Source organism: Streptomyces sp. NPDC023481 (assembly GCF_055560195.1).
In genome coordinates this window covers 186,578-193,347 of the sequence record NZ_JBVHJE010000018.1, presented here as the reverse complement: position 1 = coordinate 193,347, position 6,770 = coordinate 186,578, and the positions used below count along the sequence as shown (strand labels likewise).

At 68.8% G+C, this 6,770-nt stretch carries 6 protein-coding genes and 1 rRNA gene; all 7 read left to right on the top strand.

Annotated elements, in window-relative coordinates; genetic code table 11:
- Positions 1 to 95: ribosomal RNA gene (gene rrf, locus ACZ3ZD_RS30545) — 5S ribosomal RNA — on the top strand; the annotation flags it as partial.
- A 107-nt stretch (positions 96 to 202) separates the two neighbouring features.
- Entirely contained in the window at positions 203 to 811 is a 609-nt protein-coding gene (locus ACZ3ZD_RS30540; RefSeq protein ID WP_467404268.1) for a CDP-alcohol phosphatidyltransferase family protein, read from the top strand.
- Positions 812 to 925: 114 nt separating this feature from the next.
- Positions 926 to 3,421, top strand: coding sequence for a sugar phosphate nucleotidyltransferase (locus tag ACZ3ZD_RS30535; protein ID WP_467404263.1), 2,496 nt, complete (start codon positions 926 to 928; stop codon positions 3,419 to 3,421).
- Between the two features lie 192 nt (positions 3,422 to 3,613).
- Entirely contained in the window at positions 3,614 to 4,462 is an 849-nt protein-coding gene (locus ACZ3ZD_RS30530) for a DUF881 domain-containing protein (RefSeq protein WP_467404259.1), read from the top strand.
- The gene (locus tag ACZ3ZD_RS30525; RefSeq protein WP_003988855.1) at positions 4,459 to 4,791 is read left to right on the top strand and encodes a small basic family protein; all 333 of its coding nucleotides are present in this window, start codon (positions 4,459 to 4,461) and stop codon (positions 4,789 to 4,791) included. The genes ACZ3ZD_RS30530 and ACZ3ZD_RS30525 overlap by 4 nt, the downstream gene beginning before the upstream one ends.
- Positions 4,792 to 4,796: 5 nt before the next feature.
- Positions 4,797 to 5,729: a DUF881 domain-containing protein gene (locus ACZ3ZD_RS30520; protein ID WP_467404256.1), complete on the top strand. Its 933-nt coding sequence runs from the start codon at positions 4,797 to 4,799 to the stop codon at positions 5,727 to 5,729.
- Positions 5,730 to 5,919: 190 nt separating this feature from the next.
- Positions 5,920 to 6,750 carry an FHA domain-containing protein gene (locus ACZ3ZD_RS30515; RefSeq protein ID WP_467404253.1) on the top strand — a complete coding sequence of 277 codons (831 nt, stop codon included), beginning with the start codon at positions 5,920 to 5,922 and terminating at the stop codon, positions 6,748 to 6,750.
- The last annotated feature ends 20 nt before the right edge of the window (positions 6,751 to 6,770 follow it).

The window sequence follows — 6,770 nt, the reverse complement described above, 5'->3', positions numbered from 1 at the left end:
AAACGCCCGGTTACATTCCGAACCCGGAAGCTAAGCCTCACAGCGCCGATGGTACTGCAGGGGGGACCCTGTGGGAGAGTAGGACACCGCCGAACTCCTTTTACAGCTCCGGTTCTTGGGCACTGCCCAAGAGCCGGAGCTTTTTTGCGTTGAGGTAGGGTCAGGGGGCATCGTTGGCTCGTTTCGCACAGGAGGCCCCCGGGTGGAGGTCCAGGAGACCCGCGTCCAGACAGACCGGGTCCTCACCATCCCCAACATCCTCAGCATGGCGCGCCTCGTCGGCGTACCCGTCTTCCTGTGGTTGATCCTCAGGCCGGAGTTCGGCGGCCCCAACAGCGATGGCTGGGCCCTCCTGGTGCTGGCGTTCAGCGGGGTCAGCGACTACCTCGACGGCAAGCTCGCCCGGCGCTGGAACCAGATCAGCAGCCTCGGCCGGCTCCTCGACCCCGCCGCCGACCGCCTCTACGTGCTCTCCACCCTGCTCGGCCTGACCTGGCGGGAGATCCTGCCGTTCTGGCTGACCGGCCTGCTGCTGCTGCGAGAGCTGGTGCTCCTGGTGATGGTGGGCATCCTCCGCCGGCACGGGTATCCGCCGCCGCAGGTGAACTTCCTCGGGAAGGCCGCCACGTTCAACTTGATGTACGCCTTCCCGCTCCTCCTCCTCAGTGGCGGAAGTGGTTGGATCGCGTCACTCGCTGCTATTTTCGGATGGGCGTTCGCCGGATGGGGTACAACCCTCTATTGGTGGGCAGGAGTGCTCTACGTGGTACAAGTCCGCCGATTGGTTCGCGCGGATGCCACGTCCGATTGAGCTCGGCGATTGTCCGGACGTAACGCCTCGATGGCCCGCGGTGGAAAAGTGCGGGACAATCTGGACGGGTGAAGTCGGCTAGACCGTCGTCTCTTGGAGGAGGACGCTTCCGACATGAAGGCCGTCGTGATGGCCGGGGGCGAAGGCACACGCCTGCGCCCCATGACCTCTAGCATGCCCAAGCCGCTCCTGCCCGTGGCCAACCGCCCGATCATGGAGCACGTGCTACGGCTGCTCAAAAAGCACGGGCTCAACGAGACCGTTGTCACCGTGCAGTTCCTGGCCTCGCTCGTCAAGAACTATTTCGGCGACGGCGAAGAGCTGGGCATGGAGCTCACGTATGCCAATGAGGAGAAGCCACTCGGTACCGCCGGAAGCGTCAAGAACGCCGAGGAGGCGTTGAAGGACGATGCCTTCCTCGTCATCTCCGGCGATGCGCTGACCGACTTCGACCTCACCGACCTGATCAATTTCCACAAGGAGAAGGGTGCGCTGGTCACGGTCTGTCTGACCCGCGTGCCCAACCCGCTGGAGTTCGGCATCACCATCGTCGACGAGGAAGGCAAGGTCGAGCGCTTCCTGGAGAAGCCGACCTGGGGACAGGTCTTCTCCGACACGGTCAACACGGGCATCTACGTCATGGAGCCCGAGGTCTTCGACTACGTCGAGGCCGATGTGCCCGTCGACTGGTCCGGCGATGTCTTCCCGCAGCTGATGAAGGAAGGCAAGCCGATCTACGGCTATGTCGCCGAGGGTTACTGGGAGGACGTCGGCACCCACGAGAGCTATGTGAAGGCCCAGGCCGACGTCCTCGAGGGCAAGGTCAACGTCGACATCGACGGCTTCGAGATCTCCCCGGGCGTGTGGGTCGCCGAGGGCGCCGAGGTGCACCCCGACGCCGTACTGCGCGGACCGCTGTACATCGGCGACTACGCCAAGGTCGAGGCCGGCGCGGAGATCCGCGAGCACACCGTCGTCGGATCGAACGTGGTCGTCAAGAGCGGCGCCTTCCTGCACAAGGCCGTCGTGCACGACAACGTGTACGTCGGACAGCACAGCAATCTGCGCGGCTGCGTCGTCGGCAAGAACACCGACATCATGCGGGCCGCCCGGATCGAGGACGGCGCGGTCATCGGTGACGAGTGCCTGATCGGTGAGGAATCGATCGTCCAGGGCAACGTCCGCGTGTACCCGTTCAAGACCATCGAGGCCGGTGCCTTCGTCAACACCTCGGTGATCTGGGAGTCGCGGGGCCAGGCCCACCTGTTCGGCGCCCGCGGTGTCTCCGGCATCCTCAACGTGGAGATCACACCCGAGCTGGCGGTGCGGCTCGCCGGCGCCTACGCCACGACCCTGAAGAAGGGCTCCACGGTCACCACGGCTCGCGACCACTCCCGGGGTGCCCGGGCGCTCAAGCGGGCGGTGATCTCCGCGCTCCAGGCCAGCGCCATCGACGTACGCGACCTGGAGAACGTACCCCTGCCCGTGGCCCGGCAGCAGACCGCGCGGGGCAGTGCCGGCGGAATCATGATCCGGACCTCGCCCGGTGTGCCGGACTCGGTCGACATCATGTTCTTCGACGGCAACGGCGCGGACCTCTCGCAGGGCAGCCAGCGCAAGCTGGACCGGGTCTTCGCGCGTCAGGAGTACCGGCGGGCGTTCCCCGGCGAGATCGGCGACCTGTACTTCCCGGCCAGCGTCTTCGACTCGTACACGGGATCGCTGCTGCGCAACGTCGACACGACCGGGATAGCGGAATCGGGTCTCAAGGTCGTCGTGGACGCCTCCAACGGCAGCGCCGGGCTCGTGCTGCCCAGCCTGCTCGGCAAGCTCGGTGTGGACTCGCTGACCATCAACCCCGGTCTCGACGAGTCCAGGCCGACGGAGACCGAGGAGATGCGCCGGAAGGGACTGGTGCGGCTCGGTGAGATCGTGGCGTCCTCGGGTGCCGCGTTCGGTGTGCGGTTCGACCCCGTCGGCGAGCGGCTCTCGCTCGTGGACGAGAAGGGCCGGATCATCGAGGACGACCGGGCGCTGCTGGTCATGCTGGACCTGGTGGCCGCCGAGCGGCGCAGCGGGCGCGTGGCGCTTCCCGTCACCACGACCCGGATCGCCGAGCAGGTGGCCGCCTACCACGGCACGCAGGTCGAGTGGACCACCACCTCGCCCGACGACCTCACGCGCGTGGGCGGCGAGGAAGGCACCATCTTCGGCGGTGACGGCAAGGGCGGCTTCATCGTCCCCGAGTTCAGCAGCGTCTACGACGGCACGGCGGCCTTCGTACGGCTCATCGGGCTGGTGGCGCGGACGCAGCTCACACTCAGCCAGATCGACGCCCGGATCCCGCGGGCGCACGTCCTCAAGCGGGACCTGGCGACGCCGTGGGCCGTCAAGGGTCTGGTGATGCGGCGGGTGGTCGAGGCCGCCGGGGACCGCTCCGTCGACACGACCGACGGTGTGCGGGTCGTGGAGACCGACGGCCGCTGGGTGATGGTGCTGCCGGACCCGGCCGAGGCCGTGACCCACCTGTGGGCCGAGGGGCCCGACGACGCCTCCGCGCAGGCCCTGCTGGACGAGTGGGCGGCGGTCGTGGACAGCGCCGGCCGGTAGGCCCCGACAGCCGGGAACGGCGGAAAGCGGCTGTACGCACGCGTGCCGGACACGTGCCCCCGACGGGGCCGGTCCGGCACGCTGGGTGGGGCCGTTCGGAGGTACCCGGCACGACATGCGACGATGTGCGGCATGCCGCAGCAACCCCCCGTTCGGAGCAGCCCCACGCGGCCGGGGCGCCCGGACGCCTCCATGTCGTTGATCACCAACGTCATGGACCACAGCCTCGATGACGGATACGCCGAGGCAGCAGCCCGTAGGAGGTCCCAGGGCGAGGGCGGACTGCCCAAGACGCTCCGGGCCAAGCTGGGCCTGGCCGCGGGGCTCGTCCTGGCAGCGCTGGTGGTGACCGTGGGAGCGGCGCAGGCGCGGGTGACGGCGCCCGTCGTGGCCAAGGAGCGCCAGGAGCTGATCGACCGCATCGACGCCGAGACGGCGGACGCGGACAAGCTGGAGAGCGCCGTGGACACCCTGCGCGACGACGTCAGCGCGCGCCAGCGGGCGGCCCTGAGGTCCAGCGGCGGCAGCGCCGAGGCGGACCTGGTGGGCCTGCTGTCGGGGGCCACCGCGGTGCACGGCCCCGGCGTCAAGCTCGTCGTGGACGACGCCAAGGAGGCCACCGGCGGCGGGGACGGCAGCAACCCCCGCGAGACCTCGGGCTTCTCCGACACCGGCCGGGTGCGGGACCGCGACATGCAGCGCGTGGTCAACGGCCTGTGGGCCTCCGGAGCCGAGGCGATCTCCATCAACGGGCAGCGGCTGACCGCCCTGTCCGCGATCAGGGCCGCGGGTGACGCGATACTGGTCGACAACAGGCCGCTGGTACCCCCGTACACGGTGCTGGCGGTGGGGGATGGGTCAAGGCTCAGCACCAGGTTCCAGAACGGCGCCGACGGCCTGTATCTCCATGCTCTGGAGGAGAACTACGGCGTCCGCGCCACCATCTCCACGGAGGGTGACGTCCGCTTGCCGGCCGCCCCCAGTGTGATCGTACGTACAGCACAGCCGAAGTCCGAGAAGACCGGGAAGGGCACATCGTGATCGCCGTACTGGGCCTCGTCGTGGGAGTCGTGGCCGGCCTGTTGGTCCGGCCCGAGGTTCCGGCGGTCGTCGAGCCGTATCTGCCGATCGCCGTCGTCGCGGCGCTGGACGCCGTCTTCGGCGGCCTGCGGGCCATGCTGGACGGCATCTTCGACGACAAGGTCTTCGTGGTGTCGTTCCTGTCGAACGTGGTCGTCGCCGCCCTCATCGTGTTCCTCGGCGACAAGTTGGGCGTGGGCGCGCAGCTGTCCACGGGCGTCGTCGTGGTCCTGGGCATCCGCATCTTCTCCAACGCCGCGGCGATCCGGCGGCACGTGTTCCGGGCGTGAGACCGATGAGCGAACAGAACGCAGAGAACGAACAGAGCGACCGTGACGACCGGGCCGGCCGCAACGACCGGCCGGAGATCCCGCTGCGCAGGGAGCTGCCGGCCGAGGTGCCCGCGCCAGCGCACGTGCCGGCGCCCGCGTCCGTGCCCGCGCCCGAGGCCGGGCAGCCGCAGGGCCGGGAGCGGCGGTGGGGCCAGGAGCAGCCCCACCAGTCGCTGACGGGCAGGCAGCGGCTCGTCAAGGGCCTGTGGCCGCCGCGTTTCACCCGGGCCCAACTCATCGTCGCGCTGCTGCTGTTCGGCCTGGGTTTCGGCCTGGCCGTCCAGGTGGCGTCCAACAGCGACACCGACAGCGCGCTGCGCGGCGCGCGTCAGGAAGATCTTGTTCGCATCCTCGATGAACTGGATTCCCGTACGCAGCGTCTTGAGGACGAGAAGCAGGGACTCGAAAAGCAGCGTCAGGAGCTGCAGTCCAGTTCCGACCAGGCCGCCGAGGCCCGCAAGCAGACCGCCGAGAAGGAGCGGCAACTCGGCATCCTGGCGGGGACCGTGGCGGCGCAGGGTCCCGGCATCACCATGACGATCGAGGACACGAAGGGGACGGTCCAGGCGGACATGCTGCTCGACGCGATCCAGGAGTTGCGCGCGGCCGGCGCGGAGGCGATCGAGGTCAACGGGGTCCGGGTGGTCGCCGGCACCTACGTCACCGACTCGGGCAGGGCCGTCAGCGTCGACGGGAACAAGATCAACGCCCCCTATCGTTTCAAGGTCATCGGCAAGCCGCAGGACCTCGAGCCCGCGCTGAACATCCCGGGAGGCGTGGTGCAGACTCTGGAGAAGGAGCAGGCCACGGTGACCGTCGAGCGGTCGGACAAGATCGTTGTGGATGCCTTGCGACAGGCGAAGCGGCCTGACTACGCTCGGTCGTCCTCCCAGTGAACCGGTGGTGCATGGGGGGCGTCGCGCAGGGGCATGAGGTTGCGGGGGGTCGGCGCATCGAAGGGGTGGTGCGTGGTGGAAACTGTCTGGTGGTTACGGACGTTGTGAGAATGTCCGGCTCGGCCGGTGTAGGCAATCAGGGTTCGTCCTGCCCCACGGGCGGGTCTGTTTCGGTCAAGGGGAATCGCCCGTGAAGTTGTTTGCGAAGTTGTTCGGCAAGAGCGCGCGAGAGGGCCGCGACAACGCGACCGCTCGTCATCGCGCACAGCCTGACGCGGAGGGCCAGCGCCCGCTGTTCCGGGACCAGGTCGCTGGTCCGGGCGGTGACATTTCCGGTGGTCAGGGCGCGGCGTCTGTTGACCCTGCCCAGTCCGGCGGCATAGGTTTCGGGCAACCGTCAACCTCAGGTACGGGTGGAGGGTTTGCCTCCGGACCGTACGCGTCCAACGCCCCGGCGGGGCAGCCGCGGCAGGAGGATCCGTCGATGTCGGTCCTGGTGTGTACGAGGTGCGGTAACCGGAATGCGGAGAACGCCCGGTTCTGCTCCAACTGCGGGGCGCCGCTGCGTCCCGGGGTGGCGCCCGAGCGGGCTTCCGAGACGACGTCCACCATCTCGATCTCCGGCCTGGAGGCGTACGACTCCGAGGTGACCGGCCAGTCGCCGCTGCCGACGCTCTCCCCGGAGGCGCAGGCCGCGGTGGACGCGCTGCCGATGGGCTCGGCGCTGCTGGTGGTGCGCCGCGGCCCGAACTCGGGCAGCCGCTTCCTGCTGGACAGCGACCTGACCACGGCCGGCCGCCATCCGCAGAGCGACATCTTCCTGGACGACGTGACGGTCTCCCGGCGGCACGTGGAGTTCCGGCGCTCCCTCGACGGCTCCTTCACGGTGGCCGACGTGGGCAGTCTGAACGGCACGTACGTCAACCGCGAGCGCATCGACCAGGTCGCTCTGGCCAACGGTGACGAGGTGCAGATCGGCAAGTACCGGCTGGTGTTCTACGCGAGTCGGCAGGGCATCTGACCGCCCCCGGACCGATGTCC